At 71.3% G+C, this 22,574-nt stretch carries 16 protein-coding genes; 9 read left to right on the top strand and 7 right to left on the bottom strand.

The features are described 5' to 3' along the window. The first annotated feature begins 17 nt into the window (after positions 1-17). The 7 genes from hutC (at position 18) to NYO99_RS00695 (ending at position 6,710) form a co-directional block, all read left to right on the top strand. Positions 18-734 (top strand): histidine utilization repressor, encoded by a 717-nt coding sequence (gene hutC, locus NYO99_RS00660; protein WP_268165168.1) that lies wholly within the window; start codon positions 18-20, stop codon positions 732-734. A 59-nt stretch (positions 735-793) separates the two neighbouring features. Further along, positions 794-1,345 carry a HutD/Ves family protein gene (locus NYO99_RS00665; protein WP_268165170.1) on the top strand — a complete coding sequence of 184 codons (552 nt, stop codon included), beginning with the start codon at positions 794-796 and terminating at the stop codon, positions 1,343-1,345. Continuing rightward, the gene (hutI, locus tag NYO99_RS00670) at positions 1,342-2,517 is read left to right on the top strand and encodes an imidazolonepropionase (RefSeq protein WP_268165171.1); all 1,176 of its coding nucleotides are present in this window, start codon (positions 1,342-1,344) and stop codon (positions 2,515-2,517) included. Before NYO99_RS00665 ends, hutI begins: the two co-directional genes overlap by 4 nt. Next, positions 2,514-3,308 (top strand): N-formylglutamate deformylase, encoded by a 795-nt coding sequence (gene hutG / locus NYO99_RS00675; RefSeq protein WP_268165172.1) that lies wholly within the window; start codon positions 2,514-2,516, stop codon positions 3,306-3,308. Before hutI ends, hutG begins: the two co-directional genes overlap by 4 nt. Beyond that, positions 3,302-4,672: a formimidoylglutamate deiminase gene (hutF, locus tag NYO99_RS00680; protein ID WP_268165173.1), complete on the top strand. Its 1,371-nt coding sequence runs from the start codon at positions 3,302-3,304 to the stop codon at positions 4,670-4,672. The genes hutG and hutF overlap by 7 nt, the downstream gene beginning before the upstream one ends. A 68-nt stretch (positions 4,673-4,740) precedes the next feature. Continuing rightward, a complete protein-coding gene (locus tag NYO99_RS21325) occupies positions 4,741-6,294 on the top strand; it encodes a methyl-accepting chemotaxis protein (RefSeq protein ID WP_326494811.1) in 1,554 nt (517 codons plus the stop codon). Positions 6,295-6,428: 134 nt separating this feature from the next. Then, complete coding sequence (locus NYO99_RS00695; RefSeq protein WP_268165174.1) at positions 6,429-6,710, top strand: 2TM domain-containing protein; 282 nt, start codon at positions 6,429-6,431, stop codon at positions 6,708-6,710. Positions 6,711-6,728: 18 nt separating this feature from the next. On the opposite strand, the gene NYO99_RS00700 is transcribed toward NYO99_RS00695, so the two are convergent. From NYO99_RS00700 to NYO99_RS00720, 5 genes are all read right to left on the bottom strand, one after another. Continuing rightward, a complete protein-coding gene (locus tag NYO99_RS00700; RefSeq protein ID WP_268165175.1) occupies positions 6,729-9,803 on the bottom strand; it encodes an efflux RND transporter permease subunit in 3,075 nt (1,024 codons plus the stop codon). A gap of 12 nt (positions 9,804-9,815) precedes the next feature. Then, positions 9,816-10,943 carry an efflux RND transporter periplasmic adaptor subunit gene (locus NYO99_RS00705; protein ID WP_268165176.1) on the bottom strand — a complete coding sequence of 376 codons (1,128 nt, stop codon included), beginning with the start codon at positions 10,941-10,943 and terminating at the stop codon, positions 9,816-9,818. 184 nt (positions 10,944-11,127) lie between these two features. Next, positions 11,128-12,537 carry an efflux transporter outer membrane subunit gene (locus NYO99_RS00710; protein ID WP_268165177.1) on the bottom strand — a complete coding sequence of 470 codons (1,410 nt, stop codon included), beginning with the start codon at positions 12,535-12,537 and terminating at the stop codon, positions 11,128-11,130. Next, complete coding sequence (locus NYO99_RS00715) at positions 12,534-13,187, bottom strand: TetR/AcrR family transcriptional regulator (RefSeq protein WP_268165179.1); 654 nt, start codon at positions 13,185-13,187, stop codon at positions 12,534-12,536. Before NYO99_RS00715 ends, NYO99_RS00710 begins: the two co-directional genes overlap by 4 nt. Positions 13,188-13,244: 57 nt before the next feature. Next, positions 13,245-14,303, bottom strand: a complete 1,059-nt coding sequence (locus tag NYO99_RS00720) for an asparaginase (RefSeq protein ID WP_268165180.1) — start codon at positions 14,301-14,303, stop codon at positions 13,245-13,247. A gap of 173 nt (positions 14,304-14,476) precedes the next feature. Between NYO99_RS00720 and NYO99_RS00725 the strand changes: the two genes are divergently transcribed. Beyond that, positions 14,477-17,161 (top strand): TonB-dependent receptor, encoded by a 2,685-nt coding sequence (locus NYO99_RS00725; protein ID WP_268165181.1) that lies wholly within the window; start codon positions 14,477-14,479, stop codon positions 17,159-17,161. Between the two features lie 109 nt (positions 17,162-17,270). Here the strand turns inward: NYO99_RS00725 and NYO99_RS00730 are convergent, their stop codons facing one another. Beyond that, on the bottom strand, positions 17,271-19,871 hold the full coding sequence (locus NYO99_RS00730) for a carbohydrate-binding protein (RefSeq protein WP_268165182.1): 2,601 nt from the start codon (positions 19,869-19,871) through the stop codon (positions 17,271-17,273). Positions 19,872-20,133: 262 nt separating this feature from the next. Between NYO99_RS00730 and NYO99_RS00735 the strand changes: the two genes are divergently transcribed. Next, entirely contained in the window at positions 20,134-20,805 is a 672-nt protein-coding gene (locus NYO99_RS00735; RefSeq protein WP_268165183.1) for a VPLPA-CTERM sorting domain-containing protein, read from the top strand. Between the two features lie 40 nt (positions 20,806-20,845). Here NYO99_RS00735 and NYO99_RS00740 read toward each other — a convergent pair whose 3' ends face one another. Next, entirely contained in the window at positions 20,846-22,552 is a 1,707-nt protein-coding gene (locus NYO99_RS00740; protein ID WP_268165184.1) for a diguanylate cyclase, read from the bottom strand. Between the last annotated feature and the right edge of the window lie 22 nt (positions 22,553-22,574).

Genomic DNA, 22,574 nt, shown 5'->3' on the forward strand with positions numbered 1-22,574 from the left:
TCAACTAGCATCCGGGCATGCCCAGAATCGCCAGCCCCGAGCCCCAGTACCTGAAGGTCAAGAACCACCTGCGCGAAGGCATCGCCAGCGGCCACTGGGTGGCGGGCGACCTGCTGCCCAGCGAGGGCGCGCTGGTGGCGCAGTTCGAGGTCAGCCGCATGACGGTGAACCGCGCGCTGCGTGAGCTGGTGCAGGAGGGGCTGATCGAGCGGGTGCAGGGCGTGGGCAGCTTCGTGGCGCAGCTGCACCGCATCTCCTCCACGCTGAACGTGCGCGACGTGCACGAGGAAATCGTCGAGCGCGGCGGCCAGCACGAGGCGCGCGTGCATGCGCTGCTCAAGGGCAAGGCCACGCCGCAGCAGGCGGCCGAGCTGGGCCTGAAGCGCGGCGCGCCGGTGTTCCTCAGCCTCATCGTGCACCTGGAGAACGGCCAGGCCATCCAGTGCGAGGAGCGGGCCGTCAACCCGGCCTGTGCGCCTGACTACCTGGCGCAGGACTTCACCCGCATCACGCCCACGCATTACCTGCTCGACGTGGCGCCGTTGTCGGAAGCGCGCTACATGATCGAGGCGGCCCTGCCCGGCGAGGTGGAGGCCAAACTGCTGGGCATCGGCCGGCGCGATCCCTGCCTGGTGGTCAAGCGCATCACCTACAGCCGTGGCGTGGCCGTCACAACGGTCAAGCTGACCCACCCGGGCGCACGTTACCAATTGCAAGGGAGCTTCTCGGCGTGAGGAATGCCGGCCGGCGCTGCCGACAATCCGCGGCGAGCCATTGAAGCGGGAACGAGAACATGAGTTGGAGCAAGGTCAGCGCGGCAGACGTCCAGCCGCAGGCCTGGAAGAACGGTGGCGGCACGACGCGTGAGCTGCTGGCCTGGCCGCATGCGCACGATTGGGTGCTGCGCGTCAGCGTCGCGCGCGTGGACCGCGATGGGCCGTTCTCGGCCTTTCCCGGCGTGCACCGCCAACTGGCGGTCATCGGCGGCGCCGGGCTGCGCCTGTTCGACTGGCCGCAGAGCATGGGCGACGAGCCGCTGGGCTTCGACGGCGGGCTGGCCCCGGACGCCCAGCTCATCCGCGGCGCGACGGACGTGTTCAACGCCATGGAGCGCCACGGCAACCTGGAGGTTCTGCCGGCCAGCCGGGTGCTGCTGCCGCGCACGCCGTGGGTGGGCCTGTTCACCGTGGAAGGCGGGCTGCTGGAGCACGGCCACCGCGCCATGCCGCTGGCGCCGCTGACGCTGGCCTGGTGCGAGGCGCCGGCCGCGCAGAGCTGCGTCTTCATGGGCCCCGACGCCACCGCCAGCCATGCCTGGTGGCTGACCTGGAGCGCCGACACATGAAGCTGTGGCGGGGTGGGCGCCTGGCCACGTTGGCCGGTGAGCGCGGCTGGGGCCTGATCGACGACGGCGCGCTGCTGGTGGGCGACGACGGTCTGCTGCACTGGGTGGGCCCCAGCGCCGAGGCGCCGCCGGCCGACGAGGTGGTGGAGCTGCACGGCGCGCTGGTCACGCCGGGGCTGGTGGACTGCCACACCCACCTCGTCTATGGCGGCAACCGCGCACAGGAGTTCGAGCAGCGCCTGCACGGTGCCAGCTATGCCGACATCGCCCGGGCTGGCGGCGGCATCCGCTCGACGGTGGCGGCCACGCGCGCCGCCAGCGAGGCCGAGCTGCTGGCCTCGGCCACGCGCCGTGCCCAGGCGCTGATGCGCGAGGGCGTGACGACGCTGGAGGTCAAGTCCGGCTACGGGCTGGACGCCGGCACCGAGGCGCGCATGCTGCGCGTGGCCCGCCAGCTGCGTGGCGTGGACGTGCGCACCACCTACCTGGGCGCCCATGCGCTGCCGCCCGAATTCAGCGACGCCGATGCCTACATCGACGCCGTCTGTGCCTGGCTGCCGGCGCTGCATGCCGAGGGCCTGGTCGATGCGGTGGACGCCTTCTGCGAGAACATCGCGTTCAGCCCGGCCCAGGTGGCGCGGGTGTTCGAGGCGGCGGGCCGCCTGGGCCTGGCCGTCAAGCTGCATGCCGAGCAGCTGAGCGACCAGGGCGGCGCCGCACTCGCCGCCCGCCACGGTGCGCTGAGCTGCGATCACCTGGAGTTTCTGAGCTCGGCCGGCATCCAGGCCATGGCCCAGGCCGGCAGCGTGGCCGTGCTGCTGCCGGGTGCCTTCTACGCGCTGCGCGAGACCCGGCTGCCACCCGTGCAGGCGCTGCGCGATGCCGGCGTGCCCATCGCCATCGCGACCGATCACAACCCGGGCAGCTCGCCCACGCTGTCGCCGCTGCTGATGCTGAACATGGCCTGCGTGCTGTTCCGCTTGACGCCCGAGGAGGCCTGGCGCGGGATCACCGTCCACGGAGCGCGTGCGCTGGGCCTGCGCGACCGCGGCCAGCTCGTCGCCGGCCAGCGCGCCGACTTCTGTCTCTGGGATGGCGCCCATCCGCGCGAGCTGGCAGCATGCTTCGGACATAACCCGCTGATAGAACGGGTGTGCCAGGGAGGAACATGAGCGTCTATGAACTGCAGCGCGGCCGCGTGCCGCTGCTGATCAGCCTGCCCCACGTGGGCACCGACATCCCGCCGGCGCTGGCCGACCGCCTGGTGCCCCGTGCGCTGGCCAGCGAGGACACCGACTGGCACCTGGCGCGCCTGTACCGTCCGCTGGCCGAGGCCTTGGGCGCCAGCCTCATCGTGGCGCGCTACAGCCGCTACGTCGTCGACCTGAACCGCCCGCCGGATGACCAGCCGCTGTACCCCGGCGCGTCGGGCGGCACGGGCCTGGTGCCCACGCGCTTCTTCAGCAGCGAGCCGCTGTACCGCGACGGCGCCGAGCCCGACGCCGCGGCCATTGCCGAGCGCCGTGACGCCTACTGGCGGCCCTACCACGATGCGCTGGCCGCCGAACTGCAGCGCCTGCATGCCGAGCACGGCCGCGCACTGCTGTTCGACGGCCACAGCATCCGCTCCGAGCTGCCCTGGCTGTTCGACGGCCAGCTGCCGGCGCTGAACCTGGGCACGGCCGACGGCGCGTCCTGCGATCCTGCCATCACCCGCCGGCTGGGCGCGGTGCTGGCCGCGCAGACGGCCTACAGCCAGGTCGTCAACGGCCGCTTCAAGGGCGGCTACATCACGCGCCACTACGGCCAGCCCGGCCAGGGCGTGCATGCGGTGCAGCTGGAGATGTGCCAGCGCTGCTACATGGACGAGGCGCGCGACCCGCGCGAGGCCTATGACGAAGCCGCCGCCGCCCGCGTGGCGCCGCTCATCGAGCAGCTGCTGACGGAGTTGCTGGCATGCTGAAGCAACTCCATGCGCCCCTGGCCTGGGTCAACGGCGGCTGGCAGCGCGATGTGCTGCTGACCGTGGACGGCACCGGCCACTGGGCCGAGATCACCGTCAACCACCCGGCGCCGCCCGGCGCGGAGCTGCTGGCCGGGCCGGTCATCCCCAGCCTGGTCAACGCGCACAGCCACGCCTTCCAGCGCGCCTTCGTCGGCCTGGCCGAGCGGCGCGAGGCCGGGCAGGACGACTTCTGGAGCTGGCGCGACCGCATGTACGCGCTGGCGCTGCGCATCTCGCCGCAGCAACTGCGCGCCGTGGCCAGCCAGCTCTATGCCGAGCTGCTGCGGGGCGGCTACACCCAGGTCTGCGAGTTCCACTACCTGCACCACCCGGCCGCCGGCCAGGCGTTCGAGGACGAGCTGGACATGGCCTGGGCGCTGGCCGGCGCGGCCGAAGACACCGGCATCGGCTTGACGCTGCTGCCGGTGGTCTACACCCGCAGCGGCTTTGCCGCCGCCGGCTTGCGCCCCGACCAGCATCGCTTTGCAGCCGATGCCGACTGGGCCTGGCGGGCCTGCCAGCGCATCAACGCAGCCGGGCTGCCGCGCGTCAACGCGGGTGTCGCGCTGCATTCGCTGCGCGGCGCGTCGCCGGCCGACATCAAGCGGCTGCGCGAGGTGGTGGGCAGCCACGACCTGCCGCTGCACATCCACGTCGCCGAGCAGACGGCCGAGGTGGCCGATTGCCTGGCCGCCACCGGCCAGCGGCCGCTGCAATGGCTGGCCGAGGGCGGCCACCTGGACACGCGCTGGCAGCTGGTGCATGCCACGCATGCCGAGCCGGCCGAGATCGAGGCCGTGGCCGCCAGCGGCGCCGGCATCGTCATCTGCCCTGGCACCGAGGCCAACCTGGGTGACGGTTTCGCGGATCTGCCGCGCTGGCTGCAGGCCGGGGTGCCGCTGACGGTGGGTTCGGACAGCCAGGTCACGCGCGGCTGGGTGGAGGAGCTGCGCTGGCTGGAGTATGGCCAGCGCCTGCTGCACCGGCAGCGCAACATCGCCGCGCTGCCTGGCGTGCAGCCGTCCAGCGCGGCCCGGCTGTTCGAGGCGGCCGTGCATGGCGGCGCCCGTGCGGCCGGTTTCGCGGCCTGGGGCCTGACGCCCGGCGCCCGGGCCGATGCGCTGGTGCTGAACCGCGATGCCGATGGTCTGCGCGGGCTGCCTGACGACGCGCTGCTGGATGCCGTCGTGTTCGGCAGTAACGGCATGCCGTGGCAGTCGGTGTGGGTGGCGGGCCGGGCGCGGCCGTGGCGCGAGCCGCAGCGGATTCGTGATGCTTTCACGAACGCCATGCAAGCGCTGTGGGCGGCTGACAGCCCCTGATCAGTCCGACGCTTGGCGTTGTCGTGGGGAGCGGCTAGGCTCCCGCCACAACCTCGGAGGGTGTGGTGATGAAGCTGAGCGATTTCACGATCAAGGCGCGCCTGCTCGCCTTGGCTGCCCTGGCGGTGCTGGGCATGCTGGTTGTCGGCATTCAAGGGTTGCGCAGCCTGTCGCAGTCCAACGCCGAGTTCGCGCACTACGTGGCCAACGATGTGGACGCGCTGACGCAGTTGGCCGGCATACGCGCCGGTGTGGGCAATCTGCGGCGCTACGAGAAGGACTTGCTCATCAACCTGACGGATGCGAAGTCGGTCGAGCGCTACCGCAAGGACTGGATGGCGACGTTCGACAAGGTCGCCACCAGCCTGGACCGCATCGCCAAGCTGGACATGCCGGCTGACGTGCAGCGAATGCCGGCGGAGTTGCAGAAGTCCCTGCAGGACTACCGCAGCGGTTTCAGCGGCATCCTGGAGCGCCTGGCGCGCGGCGAGTTTGCCGACACGGCGGCTGCCAACCAGGCGATGGAGCCGGTCAAGGGCCCGGTGCGGGCCATGGACAAGACACTGAACGAGATGACGGAGCGCATCGACAAGCATTCCGCCGACCAGGTCGCGAAGCTGGCGGCGCATGAGGCCAGCATCCGGCGCAATCTGGTGTTGGTGGTGGCGGCGGCGGTGCTGCTGCTGCTGGCTTACACGGCGGTCAACATCCGTTCCATCCTGGCGCCGCTGGCGGTTGCCGTTCGCGCGGCAGAGCGTATTGCGGCGCACGACCTGAGCCAGGCCATCCGCGTCGTCGGGCGTGACGAAACCTCCGCGCTGATGCGGGGTGTGCGGGGCATGCAGGAGTCCCTGGCCCAGGTGGTGACGGGCGTGCGCCAGAGCACCGACAGCATCGCCACCGCCTCCCGCGAGGTGGCCATCGGCAGCCAGGACTTGAGCAACCGCACCGAGCAGGCGGCGTCCAACCTGCAGGAGACGGCCTCGGCCATGGAAGAGCTGACGGCCAGCGTCACGCACAACGCCGAGTCGGCCCGGCAGGCCCAGCAACTGGCCGGCGACGCGGCCGAGGTGGCTCGGCGTGGCGGTACGGTGGTGGACCAGGTGGTGCAGACCATGGGTCAGATCAGCGCTTCGTCCGCCAAGATCGCCGACATCATTGCCGTCATCGACGGCATTGCGTTCCAGACCAACATCCTGGCGCTGAATGCCGCCGTGGAGGCCGCGCGGGCCGGCGAGCAGGGGCGGGGCTTTGCGGTGGTGGCCGGCGAGGTGCGCACGCTGGCCCAGCGTTCGGCCGAAGCCGCCAAGGAGATCAAGACGCTGATCACCCACAGCGGCGAGAACGTGGACAACGGCGCCCAGCTCGTCACGCAGGCGGGCCGCACCATGCACGAGATCATCGAGGCGATCGCGCGCGTCAGCAGCATCGTGTCGGAGATCAGCCATGCCACCGGCGAGCAGAGCACCGGCATCGGCCAGATCGGCCAGGCCATCGCGGGCCTGGACCAGATGACGCAGCAGAACGCGGCGCTCGTGGAGGAGTCGGCCGCCGCAGCCGCCAGCCTGCGCCAGCAGGCCGATGAGCTGGCGCGCTCGGTGGCGGTGTTCAAGCTGGGGTGACTGCGGGCCGCCGCCCAGGTGGGGCGGCTGTCGATTCAGCGCGCGGCCTCGCCATCCGTCGCGGCGCGCTGGGGCCGGGCCAGGCGGCGACGCACCATGCGTGCATCGCAACCCGAACCGCAAGGAGCCGCCCCATGAACCACGACCTCAACACCACCGACCTGCACGCCCTGGCCCAGCGCCGTGTGGACATCAAGATGGGTTTCCTGATCCACCTGGGCGTGTTCCTGGCGGTGAACCTGGGCATCTCGCTGGCCCGCTACCTGGCTGGCGGCAGCTTCCAGCCCTTCTTCCCCGTGTGGGGCTGGGCCATCGGCCTGGTGGCCCACGGCGTGGGCACCGCCGCCAGCCTGATGGGCTGGAACCTGCGCGAGCGCCTGGTCAGCGCCGAGCTGGCCTCGCTGCAGCGCCGCTGAGCGAGGCCGGGCGCGGCCTCAGGCCGCGGCCGCCGTGCCGCGCTTGCGGCTGAACTTCTGGATCACGTCGTCCACGATCTCGTACAGCACCGGGATCACCAGCAGGCTCAGGAAGGTGCTGGTGATCAGGCCGCCGATGACGACGATGGCCATCGGGGCGCGGAAGCTCGGGTCCGTGCCGAAGCCCAGCGCGATGGGCATCATGCCTGCGCCCATGGCCAGCGTCGTCATGACGATGGGCCGCGCGCGCTTGTGGCAGGCGTCCAGCAGCGCATCCAGCCGGGACAGGCCGTGTTCGCGCTGCGCGACGATGGCGTACTCCACCAGCAGGATGGAGTTCTTCGTCGCGATGCCCATCAGCATGATCATGCCGATCATGGCCGGCATGGACAGGTCGGTGCCCGTCACGAACAGCGCCAGGATGGCGCCCGGGATGGACAGCACCAGCGCCCCGAGGATGGTGACCGGCTGCACCCACGCGTGGAACAGCAGCACCAGCACGATGTAGATGCACGCCACGCCCGTGCCCATGGCCAGCAGGAAGCCCTGGCCCAGCTCCGCGAAGGCCTCGGCGTCGCCGATCTCGGCCTTGGTGACGCCCGGCGGCAAGTTTTTCAGGCTGGGCAGCTTGTCGGCCGCGGCCTGCACGTCGGACAGCGACTGGCCGTTGAGCTCCAGCTCGAAGTTGACGTTGCGCAGCCGGTCGTAGCGGTCGATCTGCGCCGGGCCACTGGCCAGCTGCAGCTCGGCCACCTGGCGCAGCGGCACCGGGCCGCGTGCGCCCGGCACGGTCAGCTCGCCCAGCAGCGCGAGGTCGGCGCGGGCGGCGTCCGGCAGGCGCACGACGATGGGCACCTGGCGCTGGCTGAGGTTGAGCTTGGGCAGCAGCTGGTCGTAGTCACCGGCCGTTGCGATGCGCAGCGTGTCGGCAATCGCCGCCGTGCTCACACCCAGGTCCGCGGCGCGGGCGGCGTCGGGGCGCACGATGAGCTCGGGCCGCTGCAGGCTGGAGCTGCTGGTCACCTGGCCGATGCCGGGCAGGCCGCGCAGCTCGCTCTCCACCTTGGCGGCGTGCTGGGCCAGCGTCTCGCCGTCCTCGCCGGCGAGCACCAACTGGTACTTCTCGCTGGAGCCGCCGAAGCTGACCTTGATGCGCGCGCCGGCGATGCTGGCCAGTTGCGTGCGCAGCTCGCGCTCGATCTGCTGCTTGCTGATGCCGCTGCGTTCCTGGCGCGGCGTGAGGTTGAGCGTCAGCGTGGCCTTGCGGGCCTCGGCCGCACCGCTCATCGCGAACGGGTCGCCGCCGGCGCTGCCGCCGCCCACGGCCGTGTAGATCAGCTTGACGTGGCCGTGCTGGGCCGCCACGGCGCGGGCCTGCTCGGCAATGACACGGGTCTCTTCGTAGGTGCTGCCGGGCGGCAGCTCGATGCTGATCTGCGTCTGGCTGAGGTCGTCCGGCGGGATGAAGGCCTTGGAGATCTTGTCCATGAACAGCGGTGCGCAAGCGGCCATGCTGAACGCGACGGTCAGCGCCATCGTCTTGCCCTTGTGCGTGAACGCCCAGCGCGCCCAGCGCATGTAGGCAGGCATCCAGAACGGGTCCTTGTGCGCGTGCTTGGGGGCTTTCAGGATGTAGGCCGCCATCATCGGCGTCAGCATGCGGGCCACCACCAGCGAGAAGAACACGGCGATGGCCGCCGTCCAGCCGAACTGCACGAAGAACTTGCCCACCACGCCGCTCATGAAGGCCGTGGGCAGGAACACCGCGATCAGCGTGAAGGTCGTGGCGATGACGGCCAGGCCGATCTCGTCGGCCGCCTCGCGGGCGGCTTCCAGCGGTGTCTTGCCCTGCGTCAGGTGACGCATGATGTTCTCGATCTCGACGATGGCGTCGTCCACCAGCACGCCGATGACCAGCGACAGCGACAGCAGCGTCACGACGTTGAGCGTGAAGCCCATCAGGTACATCACATAAAAGGCCGGCAGTGCCGACAGCGGCAGCGCCACCGCGCTGACCAGCGTGGCCCGCCAGTCGCGCAGGAAGAACCACACCACGACGACGGCCAGGAAGGCGCCTTCCAGCAGCAGCTTCATGCTGCCGTCGTAGTTCTCGATGACGGGGTCGACGAAGTTGAAGGCCTCGGTGACGGTGATGTCCGGATGCGCCGCCTTCAGCTCCTCCAGCGCCGCGCGCACGCGCTCGGCCACGTCCACCTCGCCCGCGCCCTTGGCGCGCACGACCTCGAAGCCCACCACCGGCTTGCCGTTCAGGAAGGCACCGGCGCGCCGCTCCGCCAGCGTGTCGCTGACCGTGGCCACCTGATCCAGGCGCACGCGGCGGCCGTCGGCCAGCGGGATGTCCATCGCGGCCAGCTCCTCGGCGCTCTGCACGGTGGCGATGGTGCGCAGCGACTGCTCCGCGCCGCCCAGCTGGGCGCGGCCGCCCGGGGCTTCCTGCTGCACGTTCTTCAGCTGGCGCGACACCTCGGCGGCGGTCACGCCCAGCGCCAGCATGCGGGACGGGTCCAGCGCCACGCGCAGCTCGCGGCTGACGCCGCCGACGCGGGCCACCGAGCCCACGCCGCGCACGGCCAGCATGCGCTTGGTGACCTGGTTGTCGACGAACCAGGACAGCGCCTCGTCATCCATCGCGCTGGACGAGACCGTGTAGGTCAGGATGGGCATGCCCGACAGGTTCATCTTGGTGATGACCGGGTCGCGCAGGTCGGCGGGCAGGTCGGCGCGGATGCGGGCCACCGCGTCGCGCGTGTCGTCCAGCGCCTCCTGCAGCGGCTTCTCCAGCCGGTACTCGACCGTGATGCTGGCGCTGCCGTCCTGCACCTTGGTGTAGATGTGCTTGACGCCTTGGGCCGACGCGACCGAGTTCTCGATCTTGCGGGCCACCTCGGTTTCCATCTGCGCGGGCGCGGTGCCCGGCAGCGAGGCGGAGATGACGATGGTGGGCAGTTCGATGTCGGGGAACTGCTGGATCTTCATCTGCTTGAAGCCGTACAGGCCGGCGGCCGTCAGCATGATGAAGAACATGATGGCCGGCACCGGGTTGGCGATGGACCAGCGGGAGACGTTGAACATCGCAGCGGCTCCTTACTTGGGCGCGCGGGCGGCGTCGCCCGTCGCGGTGGCGACCAGCACCGTGTCGCCATCGGCCAGGAAGCCCACGCCCGACTCCACCACCACCGTGCCGGCCGCCAGGCCCGCGCGGATCTCGATGCGCGTGCCTTCGCGGCGGCCCACCTGCACCTTCTGCTGGCGCACCTTGTTGCCGTCGATGCGGAACACATAGCTGAAGCCGTCGCGCAGCAGCACGGCGCTCTGCGGCAGCGTCAGCGCGGCGCTCTCGCCCAGCACGAACTCGCCGCGTGCGAACAGGCCCGCGCGCAGCGCCTCGCCGCCGCCGCTGATGTCCACATAGACCAGGCCGTTGCGGGTCTGCGGGTCGATCTGCGGCGCGATGCGGCGCACGCGGCCGTCCACCGGTGGCGCGCCGCTGGGCTGCACGCGCACCTTCTGGCCGATCTTGAGCTGGCCCAGCTCGGCCCCGGGCACCTCGGCGCGCCACTCCAGGCGGCCGCTGCGTTGCAGACGGAACAGCTCCTGGCCCGGCTGCACCAGCGCGCCGGGCGTGGCGATGCGGGCGCTGATCACACCGTCGTCCGGCGCGGTGATCTGCGTGTAGGACAGGCGCAGCTGATCGGCCTGCACGCGGGCCCGCGCCGCGGCCACGCGGGCCTGGGCGGCGGCGTCGGCGGCCAGCGCCTGGTCGATGGCCTGGGCCGACAGTGCGTCGCTGCCCTGCAGCGTCTTCACGCGCGCTGCCGTCTGGCCAGCCTCGCGGGCAGCGGCCTCGGCCTCCAACAGCGCGGCCTTGCTGGCGGCGAGGTCGGCCTCCAGCGTGCCGGGGCTCAGCCGGGCCAGCAGCTGGCCTTTCTTGACGCGGTCGCCCACGTCGACATTGAGCGCGGCCAGGCGCTGGCCGCCGATCTCGGCGCCGATGACGACGTCCTGCCAGGCCGCGATGGAGCCGGTGCCGGCGAGCGTCTGCGGCCAGGTGGCCGACTGGGCCAGCACGCGCTTGACGGTCAGTGCCGGCTTGGGCGCCGCACTGGCGGCGGCCTGCTGGGCCTCGGCCGGGCCGGACAGCGCGATGACGAAGGCCGCGGCCAGCGCGAGCGTCAGGGTGGCGGTGAGGAGGGTGGGGATGCGGGTCTTCATGTCAGTTGTCCAGGGAAATTTGTGGGCTCACGTCGTGCGTTCTTGCGGGCCGAGCGCCGGGCCGCTCCCAAGTCGGCCCGCCTGAGGCGATGTGCATGCGGCTCCAGGCCGCATGCATCGCCGTCCCCTGGGGGGACCGACCGGGCCGGCCCGCGTTCAGCGCGGCCGGACAGGGCGAGGGGCTTCATTCCTTCCAGCCGCCGCCCAGGGCGCGGTACAGGCTGATCCAGGCCAGCGCCTGCTCGGCGCGCACGCCCAGCACGGCGTCGTAGGCGGCCAGCGCGTTGCGGTAGGTGGTGTTGCGCTGCACGCCGCTTTGCAGGCCGGCCTGGGCCTGGGCGCCGGTGCGCAGCGCGATCCCTTCCCATTCGCGCTTGACGGCGTCGATCTCGCGCTCGCGCTCGCTGCTGGCGGCCACGCGTTGCAGTTGCTCCTCCACCTCAGCCACGGCCTGCTGCCAGCGCGCCTGCAGCGCCGCGGCGGCTTCGTCGGCCGCGGCCTCGGCGCCTTGGGCGCGGGCCTGGCGCAGGCCGGCATCGAACAGCGGCAGGCTCAGCGAGGGGCCGAAGGCCCAGGTCGAGGCGTTGCTGGTGATGCCACCAGCGCGCAGCCGCGTCTCGCCGGCCAGCGCGGCCAGGCTGAGCTGCGGCCAGCGCTGCGCCTCCACACTGCGCTGCTGCTGCACGCTGGCGATCCAGCGTTGGTGCGCGGCGGCGAGATCGGGCCGCTGGGCGAGCAGCTGGGCGGGCAGGCCGGTCACGTCAAAGGCAGGCGCGCGGGGCTGGCTGCGGCGCAGTGCGATGCCTTCCGGCGCGACGGCCGGCGGTGCCAGCTCGGCGGCCAGCACCTCGGCGCGCTCGCCGCACAGCAGGGCCAGCGTCTGCAGCGCGATCTGCGCCTCCGCCCGCCACTGGCTGCGGTTGGCCGTGGCCACGGCGCGCTCGGTGTTCAGCAGCGCGGCGTCGCTGGCGCTGAGGAGGCCGGCCGCCTGCTGCTGGCGGCCCCAGGCGGCGGTCTGCTCGGCGAAGCGGGTGTCGAGCTCGGCGCTTTCCTCGCGGGCCTGGGCCAGGCGCAGCTGCACATAGGCCTGGGCCACGTCGGCGGCCAGGCTGACGCGGGCGGCATGCCAGTCGGCCGTGGCGGCCGAGGCCTCGGCGGCACCGGCCTCGGCGGCGGCGCGCTGGCCGCCGAAGAGGTCGATCTCCCAGCTGGCGTTGAGCGTGGCGCCGGCCTGCGTGCTGTTGCCGGGCACACCGTTGAGCGCACGGCCGCGCTGGGCCTGGGCGTTGGCGGTCAGCGCGGGCAGCAGCGCGGCGCGGGCCTGGGCAGCACCGGCCTCGGCCTGGCGGCGGCGTGCGGCGGCCTGGGCCAGCGTCGGGCTCTGGCCTTGCGCGCGCTCGATGAGGCGGGCCAGGGCCGGGTCGCTGAAGGCCTGCCACCAGGTGCCCAAGGCGGCCGTGCTGCCGCCATGGGGCAGTGGCGAGCGCCAGGCGGCGGGGATGGCGGTGGACGCCGGCGGCGCGGCAGGCGGGGCCGTGGTGCAGGCCGCGAGCAGCGCCAGCAGCGGGGCAGCGAGCAGGAGTCGTGTGGTCATGGGTTCAGGTGGCGTTGGCGTTCGTAGTCGACCAGCACGCAGCCCCAGTCGGCCAGGCGGTGGCAGGTCTGTTCCAGGTGCGGGTCGTCGGCGAGCAGCTCGGGGTGGAAGGCGTCGAGCACGGGGCGGCTCAGCGCGTAGTCGTGCGCCATGGCCTGCAGGCCCATGGCGAGCTGGTGCAGCGCGGCGTTGGGCGCGTCCATGCCGGCGTGGCGGGCCAGCAGCTGCGCGAAGCGGTCGAAGATGGGCCCGATCTCACCGGTGACCATCTCCATGAAGATGCGGCTGGGCGCCACCATCTCGCGCAGAAAGAGCTGGGTGCTGCAGCTGCCGTCGTCGAACAGGAAGGGCCGCACGAAGCGGCAGATGGCCTCGTGCAGGCTGATGGCCGGGTCGTCGAAGCCGGCCATGCTGAGCTGCAGGTCGCGCACCGGGCCGCGCAGCACCTCGGCGTACAGGCCGTCCTTGTCGCCGAAGTGGTAGTGGATGGCGCCGGGGTTCACGCCGGCGGCGCTGCAGATTTCGCGGGTGGTCACCGCGTCGAAGCCGCGCTCGCCGAACAGCCGCATGGCTTCGGCCAGCAGGCGCTCGCGGGCGGGGAGGGCGGGTGCAGGAGCGGCAGCAGGGTCGGGCGGCGGTCGGGCGGGCATGGCGGCCGCACTCTACCGCCAACCAAGCGCTTGCTTGGTCTCGTTTTGTATCGTTTTTTACGTCGGATTGAGGACGCCGCCGAGCGCGGCGGCCAGTGGCGCGGCCGGCTGCAGGCGTCCCACCTCGGTGCCGCGCCAGTTGCGCAGCGTCAGGTGGTGCAGGCCCGCCAGCAGGCGGTGCTGCGCGTCGTCCAGCCCGGGCAGCAGCGCGGCGGCCACGGCCGCCATGGCGGTTTCGGCGGCGCGCGCCGCGCCGTCGTCGATCTTCAGCGCCACGCCCAGGCCCAGCGCGGGCAGGGCGGCGCAGTACACGCCCTCGGCGCCGATCTTGCAGAACAGCTGCTCGCCCAGCGCCTGCATGACGACGGTGTCAAAGCGGTCCGTGCCGCCGACCATGAACGGCGCCGCGGTCACCGCGCGGCGCAGCCGGCGCGCCGCGTGGGCATGGGCGTCGGACAGGCCCTGGCCAGTGCCGGCGCGCGCGAAGGCCAGCGCCAGCGCGCGCAGTGGCAGCGCGAAGGTGGGGATGGAGCAGCCGTCGATGCCGCGCGGCGCGTGTTCGACGTCCACGCCCGTGGCGGCCGACAGCGCGGCCGACACCTCGCGCATGACGGGGTGTTCGGCGGCCACATAGCCGCGGGCGAACTCGGCCGGCTCCGCCCCGGCCTGGCGCGCCATCAGGCAGGCCACGCAGACGAAGCCGCTGTGCTTGCCCGAGCAGTTGTTGTGCAGCGGCGTGGCGACGTCACCGCGCGCCGCCATGGCGCGCAGCACCGGCTCGCGGCCGGGCCATTGGGTGCCGCATTCCAGCGCGCTCGCGTCGAGCCCCAGCTTGGCCAGCACACCGGCGGCGGTGGCCACATGCGCGGGTTCGCCGCTGTGCGAGGCGCAGGCCAGCGAGAGTTCCTCGTCGGTCAGCGAGAAGGCGTCGGCCGCGCCGCTGGCCACCAGCGGCAACGCCTGCAGCAGCTTGACGGCGGAGCGCGGGAACACGGGGCGGTCCACGTCGCCCTGCGCGGTGTGCACGCGGCCCGAGGCGTCGACGATGGCCAAGGCGCCGGTGTGGCGCGACTCGATGGTGTCGCCCCGCAGGACGTCGATGAGGGTGGGGTTCATGCGGCGAGTCTAGGAGGCTGCGCGGTGGCGCCAGGCATGGTCGTGGCGGCCGATGCGTTGCCGCGCGCCCACACCCCGCGCCACTTGCGCACACGCTTGCGCGGCGCGGTTCTTGCTGACTCGAGAATCGCGCACTTTTTGCCGTTTCTCCAACCCAACGAGGTGACCTCACTGTGAACACGACCCGCCGCCTGCCCCTGCTGCCACTGGCCGCAGCCCTGCTGACCTGCTTCTCCCCGGCCCTGTGGGCCCAGGCCACGAGCGGTGATGGTGCGGCGGGTGGCGAGGCGGCCGACAAGGCCTCGCTGGCCCGCGTCACGGTCACCGGCTCCAACATCCGCCGCGCCAGTGCCGAGACGCCCAGCCCGGTGCAGAAGCTCAGCGCCGCCGACATCGCCCGCAGTGGCTACAGCACGCTGGGTGAGGTGCTGCAGCACCTGTCGGCCAACAACATGGGCTCGCTGGGCCAGGCCACGCCGGGCGCTTTCGGCGCCGGCGGCAGCGGCATCTCGCTGCGCGGCCTGACGGTGGGCGCGACGCTGGTGCTGATCGACGGCCACCGCATGGCGTCCTACCCGCTGCCGGACGACGGCCAGCGTGATTTCGTCGACATCGCGTCCATCCCGGTCGAGGCCGTCGAGCGCGTGGAGGTGCTGAAGGACGGCGCGTCGGCCATCTACGGATCGGATGCGATGGCCGGCGTCGTCAACGTCATCCTCAAGCGCAGCCATGAGGGCACGACGCTGCAGGCCGAGGTGGGCAGCGCGTCCAAGGGCGATGGCCGCATGGTCAAGGTCTCGGGCATCCGCGGCTTTGGCGATCTCACGCGCGACGGGGTCGCGGGTTATCTGAGCGCGGGCTTTCGGCGCCAGAACGCGGTGTTGTTGAGTGAGCGGCCGGCGCTGGGCGGCTCGGACTGGACACGCTACGGCGGTGACGACCTCGGCCTGGTGGCCAACCCCGAGCTGCAGGTGGCGCCCGAGACGCGCACCTACAGCCTGCTCGGCAAGGTGACGGCGCTGCTGCCGCAGGACTGGACGCTGTCGGTCGCCGCTTCGGTGCTGGGCAGCCGGGCCACGCAGGTGGGCCTGCTGAACTGGGTGTCGCCGGACGGCGGCATCACCACCTTCAACTTCGGGCCCAACCACCCCAGCCCGCAGCCCACGCTGCTCAACGGCACCAACGTCATCGACCCGGCCACCGGCAGCCCGGTGGACTATGAATTCACCGACCTGCCGGCCCAGCGCTCGCAGACGTCCACGCAGTCGCAGCGCCTGGTGGCCGAGCTGTCGGGCGGCATCGCCGGCTGGGACCTGCAGGCCACGCTCGGCCTGACCCGGGTGGCGACCGACCTGACGCTGAAGAACATCGTCAGCCTGCCGGCGCTGCAAGCGGCGCTCAGCAGCGGCAAGTACGTCATCGGTGCCAACAACCCGGCCAGCGTGTTGGCCAGCCTCACGCCCGAAGGTCGCTCCACGTCCACCAACACGCTGAACTTCATCTCGCTGCGCGCCAGCCGCGACCTGATGAAGCTCGGCGGCGGCAACCTGGCGCTGGGCACCGGTGTGGAGTTCAGCAAGCGGTCGTTGAACGAGCGCTTCCCCGAGGGCTTCTCCAGCGGCGCCCAGGCCAGCAACATCTACGCCTTCGGTGTGGGCAAGCAGACCATCACGGCCGGCTATGTCGAGCTGGCGGCGCCGCTGACCCCGCAGCTGGAAGTGGACGCTGCGATGCGCGTGGACCATTACGACACCTATGGGTCGTCCGTCACGCCCAAGGCCGGCGTGAAGTACGTGCCGGTGAAGGAGCTCATCCTGCGCGGCACCTGGGCCGGGGGCTTCCGCGCGCCCAACCCGGTGGAGATCGGCACCAGCGGGTCGAGCGCTGGCTACCTGCCGCCGCTGGTGGACACCGCGCTGTGCAAGCTGGTGCAGCCGGGCCAGCCCTGCGACATCGGTGTGGGCGGCACGCAGCTGCAGCTGCCGGGCAAGGACCTCAAGCCGGAGAAGTCGCGCTCCATGACGCTGGGCTTCGTGTTCGAGCCCATCCCGACGATGAACGTGTCGGTCGACTACTACGACATCAAGATTCGCAACCAGATCGTGTCGGTGGGCCTGTTCGGCCAGGGCCAGATCGACACACCCGAGGCCTACGGCACCAAGCTCTACCGCGTGAACAGCCCCACCACGCCGAACGCCGCGCCCACGGGGGCCGACGACACCATCCTGTACGGCACCTATCCCTTCATCAACCTGGGCAGCGCGCGCACCAGCGGCGTGGATGTGGACTGGCGCATGAAGCTGGATGCCGGCGCCTGGGGCCAGTTCACGCCGCAGCTGCAGTGGTCGCACATGATCCGCTACACCATCGACCGCGGCCCCGGCCAGGTCTACGAGATGGCAGGCACGCACGGCCCGAGCTTTGTCTCCACCAACACCGGCACGCCCAAGGACCGCGCCTCGCTGGGCCTGGCCTGGGCGCGCGGGCCGGTGGAGCTGAGCGGCACGCTGAACTACGTGAGCGGCATGAAGGTGGAGGACAGCAGCTACAACCTGCCCGACTGCGCCTCGGCCCTGTCCACGATCTATCCCAACGGCCTGCCCGCAGGGGGCTCGCCGCTGTGCCGCGTGCCGTCCTTCACCACGGTTAACCTCAACGCCAGCTGGCAGCTCACGCCGGGCCTCAGCCTGCGCATGGCGGTCACCAACCTCTTCGACCGGGCCGCGCCCATCGACGCCTTCGCGTCCGGCTCCAGCGGCGGCGGCGTGTCCTCGGGCGGCGCGCACTACAACCCCTCGCTGCACCAGGAGGGCGCCGTGGGCCGCTACCTGAGCGTGGGCGCGACCTGGCGCTTCTGACGCGCGCGGGCGGCGCCCCGCGCGATGCGTGGGGCGCCAGCGGCGAGCCGGGCAGGTTCGCCGCCTGGCAGACGGGCCGCGCGACCGACGGGCCGCGCGACTTGCCCCGTTACTGGGCGTTCACCTTCAGCCAGTTCAGGTTCCACTCCTTGCCCACCGACTTGAGCCGCAGCGTGTGGTTGCCGGCCGTCAGCGGGAAGGCCGTGCTGGTCTGCGTGACCCAGGTCTGCCAGCCGCCGGTGTTGGGCACGGCCATCGCGTTCAGCACCTTGGTGCCGTCCACCCAGACCTCGAAGCCGGTGCTGCCGTTGGCGCTCGCCAGCCGGTAGTCGAGGGTGAAGTTGCCGGCGGTGGCGACGCTGATCTTGAACTCGATGTAGTCGTCGGGGTCGAAGTGGCCGACGTTCTGGCCGCCCCCGGTGTCGCTGCTGTTCTCCAGCTGCACGCCGCTCATGGCCGTGAAGCTCTCGGCCTGCAGCGTGGCGGGCACCGGCACATGCGCGATGGTGGTGCTGACCGCGGCGCTGTCGTAGCTCTCGTTCACCGCCGTCAGCGCCGTCACCACGTAGTAGTACGTGGCGCCGGGCGTGGCGCTGGTGTCGGTGTAGCTGGCGGTGCTGACCTTGTCGGCCAGCTTCGCGTAGTTGCCGGCCGCGCTGCTGGCACGGTAGACGCTGTAACCCGTGACCTTGGCGTCGGTGCTGGCCGTCCAGCTCAGCGCATTGCCGCCGGCACCCTCGGTGAGCTTGAGGCCGGCCGGGCGCTCGGGCAGCTGGAAGACCTCCGGCGCGGTGGCGCTGGTCATCCACTGCGCCAGGCCGCTGTGGACTTCATAGGCCTGCGTCGCATAGCCCTTGAACAAGGCCTCGATGTCGGCGACCGGGGCGGTGGCGAAGTCCACCTTGCCGGTCATGTCGACGATGTCCTTGCCGGCCACGGGCACCGTGTCCACAAGGTACATCTCGGCCCAGGTGTTGGCGCTGCCGTTGTCGCGGAACAGGCCGCTGAGCGTGTAGCTGCGCCCGCCCTGCAGCGTGATGGCCTGGTAGATGCCGCCGTTGACCTCGCCCGTGCTGCCGGCCGGCCGCGTCACGCGCAGCATGGCGCCGTCGCTGCCGGTGGGCGCCTGGCCGGCACCGGTGTGGTTGAAGTCCAGCTGCAATGCACCGCTGATGGTCAGCGTCGTCCAGCCGCTGGCGCTGCCGAAGCCGCCGTTGGCGATCAGCTCGGCGTTGCTGGTGGTGTCGACGAGGCTGATCTTGTCGAACGTGACGTCCGGGTTGCTGCCGCCCAGCGCGCCGGTCTTGATGACGAAGTAGTAGGTCTTGGGGCCGCTGCCACCGACCTTGATGGTGGGCGCCTTCACGGCGCAGGCATTGGCGAAGCTGCTGTTCCAGCCGGCGCAGTCCCAGGTGCTGGCCTTGGTGACCATGCCCACGCCGGTGTCGAAGTTGGTGTTGGGCGCATTGGTGACCATGCCCCAGGTGCCCTTGCCCGAGCCACCCGCCGGGCTGACGATCTTGTAGGCCCACGAGGTGGAGGCCCAGCCGTACTTGGCGTAGGTGTCGTAGGTGGCGCGGCCGATCTGGCCGCCCAGGTCCAGCCCGGCGCCTTGCCAGGGCTGGAACTCACCCACCAGCAGCGGCACTTTGAGCGCGCTGACCTGCTTGTCGTAGGCGCACACGCCGGTGGTGCCGGTGGGGCCGCAGCGCAGCCAGTCGCGGTGCACCTTGTAGTGCGAGTCGCCCGGGCGGTCGCCGAACAGGCCGGGGTAGGGGTGGATCTCGAACGCCACGTTGGTCATGCCCTTGGCCGTCGGGTCGCCGTAGGCGTCGATGCTGCCGTAGTGGCTGGGCAGCAGCACGATGTGCTTGGGGTCGATGGCGCGGATGGTCTTGTAGAGCTCCTCCACGCGGGTGACCATGGCCTCGGGCGTGGAGCCCCAGGGTTCGTTGAGCGGGTCATACGCCGCCACGACCGGCTCGTCCTTGTACTTGGCGGCGATCTGCTGCCACAGCCAGCGCGTGCGCTCCTGCGCGTCGGTGTCGGTCCAGTACTTGTTCTGGCCCGAGCAGCCGGTGTGGTCGTTGGGCGTCTGGCCGCCGTGCGCACCGTGCAGGTCCAGGATCACGTACATGCCGCGCTTCTTGGCCTCGGCAATGCTCCAGTCCAGGTACTTCCACGCGTCGGCGCGCAGCGTCTTGGGCTTCTTCTCGTCCTCGATGACGCTCCACAGAATGGGCAGGCGCACGACGTTGAAGCCGAAGGCCTTCATCTGGTCCCAGTCCCGCTCGGTGAGCCAGCTGTCGCGGAACAGCTTGATCAGCCGCTCCTTCTCGTCAAAGCCGAAGCGCTCGGTCAGCTTGGCCTCCAGCGTGCACTGGTCGGTCACGCCGTTGCCGCCCTGGCCCATCATCCAGAACTCCTGCACCAGCCAGTTGCCGAGGTTGGTGCCCTTGAGCAGCACCTGCTTGCCGTCGGCGTCCACCCACTGGGTGCCCTGGGTTTTGAGCAGGGTCAGCCCGGCGGGGGGCGGTGTCGGCGTAGGGGTGGGCAGGGCGGGCGTCGCTGCGTCGCTGCCGCCCGAGCCGCCACAGCCGGCCAGCAGGGCGGCGCTGAGCAGGCTGCTCAGTCCGGTCAGGTGGGCTCGCCGCGTGAGGCGGCGCGATGGCTGCGGGCAGCCGCTGTCCTTGGAAGTTCCTGGTTGCACTGGTTGTCTCCGTTGTTGAATATGGAACCGGTTCCAATTTAGTATCCAAGACCTTGCTTTGGCGTGTCAACACTGCGGAACCCGCAGGCCGGCTGGCGCCTGGCTGGGCAGTGCTGGTCATGGCTCTCCCCCTGTTCGCGCGGCCAGTCGGTGTCGGGCGAGGGATGGACTGTCGCGTTGGCGCGGCAACACTACGGCGCGCCGTCTGCTGCGTTGCCCGGCGGCGCAGCGGGCGTGATCCACCACGACCGAGGAGACCCCGATGAACCCATCTCGCCTGGCCGCCACCGCAGCGGCCACCGCTGCGTTGTGCTGCGCTGGCGCTGCCTACGCAGCCGACACCTGGAGCCTGGTCAGCGACTACGCGCCGGCCACCAACCCTAATGGCCCCTGGACCTATGGCCAGCTCATCGACGGCCGTCAGGACCAGTTCAGTGCGCTGGCCTGGCATGCCGCCACGGCCAGCTATGGCGTGGCCGCGTCAGGCCAGGTCTTCATCTACCGCAACAACGGTGCGGTGACCGACTTCGGCATCGCGCCCGGCCAGGTCTCGCTGGAAAGCGACTGGGGCCATGCCGCCGTGCTGTGGACGGCGCCCAAGGCGGGCGACTACCGCGTCGTCGTCGCCCTGGGCGGCACCCTCGTGGGTGGGCCGGGCGGCTATGGCAACAACTTCGCCCAGTATGGCGGCGTCGCGGTCGACGGGAGCAAGCAGGGCGAGATCTCGTTCATCAACAACGTCAAGCAGTGGGACTTCACCGTCAGCCTCGCTGCAGGCAGCAAGGTGCTGACCTACGTGCTGAACCCGGGCTTTGCCAATGGCGGCAACACGCAGACGCAAATCACGGTCAGCGCGGTGCCCGAGCCAGCGTCCGCGCTGATGCTGGCGGCGGGTTTGGGTGGGCTGGTGGCGTGGCGACGGCGCCGGGCCTGACGGGCCGCACGCGCCTGGGTGGACGCAAGAGCGAGGCCGCTCAGTCCACGTGCACGCGGTTGCGGCCGGCGCGCTTGGCCGCGTAGAGCGCCTGGTCGGCGCGCTCCAGCAGCGTGTCGGCCGACTGCGGCGGCACGCCGCCTGCCAGCCCGACACTGATCCGCACCGCCAGGCCCGGCGTGATGGCGGGCCAGTCGTGCTCCACGACGGCCAGGCGCAGCCGCTCGCAGATCTCGGCCGCCTGTTGCGGCGCGATGCCCACGAGCACGGCGAGGAACTCTTCGCCGCCCACGCGCGCCATCAGGTCGGCGCTGCGCAGGCGGTGGCGCAGCAACTGGGCCAGTTGCTGCAGCACGGCGTCACCCACGGCGTGACCATGGGTGTCGTTGATCTTCTTGAAGTGGTCCACATCCAGCATGGCCACGCTGATGACCTGGTTGGCGACGCGCGCGCCCGCCACCAGCAGCGGCAGGGCGAACTCGGCATGGCGGCGGTTGTGCAGGCCGGTCAGCACGTCCTCGTGGGCGGCGCGGTCCAGCGCCATGGCGTGCTCGCGCAGGCGCTGCTGCTCGTTCTCCAGATGCGCCGCGCGGGCGCGCTCGCGGCGGGCGTCCGCCGCGGCGCTGTCGGCGCGGGCCTGGGCCTGCTCGACCTGGTCGCGGATCAGGATGACCTCGGTTTGCAACACCAGGTTGTCACGGCTGATCTGGCGGTCCAGGCTCACCAGCTGTTCCAGCCAGGCCAGCGCCTCGCGGTGCTGGCCACTGGCCTTGTGCGTTTCGTACAGCGAGCGCACCAGCAGCCGGCGCAGCTTGGGCGGCGGCGTGCTGGCCGCGTTGAGCAGCGCCTCCAGCATGCGGGCCGCCTGCTCGGGCTCGCCCTTGAGGCTCAGGAAGGCCGCACGCTGGGCATCGGCCTCGATGGCCAGCATGCGGTAGCCGTGGTCATGGGCCAGGTGGCCGAACTCGTTGAGCAGCGGCAGCGCCTCGTCCAGCAGCCCGCCGGCGAGCAGCGCGTTGATGACGTTGGACACCGACACCGCCACCGCGTACGGGCTGCCCGAGACGCTGCGTGCGAGCTGTGCCGCCTGTTCCGCCGTTCGGCGTGCCTCGCTGGCCGCTTCGTCCAGGGCTGCGCGATCGCCCAGCACCTGGGCCTCCTCGACGCGGCGCAGCCAGAAGTAGGCCAGGTTGTTCAGGCAGGCGATGCGCACCTCGTTGGCCTGGGCGGCTTCGGCAATCTCCAGCGCCTGCTCGGCGGAGGCGCAGGCCTGTACCGGGTTGTCCAGGCTCGCGTAGGCAATGCCCACGCGGCACAGCGCCCAGGCTTCGCGCACGGTGTCGCCCGCGCGCCGCGCCGCCGCCAGGGCCTTCATGCCGGCCTCCAGTGCGTCGCGTCCCATCAGCAGCTGGGCATAGACATAGGCTTGCGCCGTCAGCGCGTCAGCCAGCAGTGCGTCGTCCATCAGGCGCTGCGCCAATGCCAGCGCCTCGGACGCGCAGCGTGCGCTGGCCGTCAGGCGCCCCAGTCGCGGGTATTGCTGTGCCAGCAGCACCAGCACCTCGCAGCGGCGGCGTGTTTCGCCGGCCGGGCAGCTGAGCAGCAGGCGGGCCAGGGCATCGCTGGCAGATTCGCAGGCGCCGGCCGCGGCCAACTGGCGCTGCATGGCCACGGCGGCATCGAACGCGTCGGCGTCGAACGCACGCGGGATGACGGGCTGGGCGGGAAAGTCGATCAGATCTGACATTGGCAGCGCGCATTCTGCCCAC

The organism is Roseateles hydrophilus, from assembly GCF_026712245.1.
In the GTDB taxonomy this organism is placed as follows: Bacteria; Pseudomonadota; Gammaproteobacteria; order Burkholderiales; family Burkholderiaceae_C; genus Pelomonas; species Pelomonas hydrophilus.